Genomic DNA, 1,294 nt, shown 5'->3' on the forward strand with positions numbered 1-1,294 from the left:
CTTGTATTATCCATTATCGTGCAAGACGCTATGTCTGTACTGTTTGCGGTAAAACTTTTTTTGAATCTAATCCCTTTACTCCTGTCGGTAATATAGTCAGTAATCTTACGTTATTGAATGTCCTGAAAGAACTGAAAGAATCCAATTCAACTTTCGCCAGTGTGGCACGTCACAATTATATTTCACCTACGAAGGTCCAAGAGATTTTCGACCTATATGTACGAATCAAACGTAAATCTTTTCCTGAAATTATATGTATTGATGAAGTTTACGCAATGAAGGATAATCATAGTAAATATGTTTGCTTGCTTCTGGATTTCAAAACACATGAGCTCATTGATATGCTGCCTGAAAGAAAAAAATATTCTCTCCTTAGTTATTTTGAAAAAATTCCTGTATCCGAAAAATCAAATGTACGTTATTTCATCATGGATATGTACGCTGTTTACAGAGATGTTGTTCATTTTCGATTTCCCAGAGCGAATATTGCTGTTGATTCTTTTCATGTCGTCAAGAACATCAATGATGCCCTTAATGCTGTCAGAATACGTATTATGAAAGGTTATGATTCAAAATCCATCGAATACTATCTCTTGAAGAACTTTAATTGGCTCTTGCTTGAAAAGGAAGTTCGTGAAGGTAAACGTAAGTATAACAAACGCTTGAATCAATATATCAACTATCCTCAGTTGTTGGATCGTGTCCTTTCCATATCTTCTGAATTGAGGGAAGCTTATCATATTAAAGACCTTTATTTGATATTTAATACATGCAGCGATTTCGCGAATGCTGAAAAAGACTTTAATGACGTTATGATTTCAATACGGAGAACACATATTCAGGAAATGGTTGACATTTATAAAATGCTGAACAACTGGAAAGATGAGATCATCAATTCATTTATCATAGTTAATGGGAGAAGGCTATCAAATGGCATAATGGAATCCCGAAATTCCATCGTTAAACTGATCAAGAAAACAGGAAATGGTTATGTCAACTTCGCTCGCTTTCGTAATCGATGTATGTACTGTATGAATAAAGATGCCCTGCCTTCTTTATCAGATGCACAGATACCGATCAAAATGAAAGGCAAAAAACGGGGATCATATAAAAAATAGATAGCTTTATGAATAATGCTTGACATACAGAAAAGGAGTAATTTGTTCATTTTTTGAACTTTATTACTCCTTTTTGAAACCCCATGATAATTTAGAGCCTAGCGTTCACTTGCTAAAACCCCATAATAATTTAGAGCTCATTTCTACTCAACCCCACGATAATTTAGAGCCCCCTT

1 protein-coding gene is annotated in these 1,294 nt (G+C 34.5%); it reads left to right on the top strand.

What is annotated here, in order from left to right:
- Nucleotides 1–1,118: ISL3 family transposase (locus NE665_RS23715; protein WP_256302682.1), on the top strand; the 1,118-nt coding region annotated here is incomplete at its 5' end.
- Between the last annotated feature and the right edge of the window lie 176 nt (nucleotides 1,119–1,294).

The organism is Clostridium sp. DFI.1.208 (assembly GCF_024463855.1).
In the GTDB taxonomy this organism is placed as follows: Bacteria; Bacillota_I; Bacilli_A; order Erysipelotrichales; family Erysipelotrichaceae; genus Clostridium_AQ.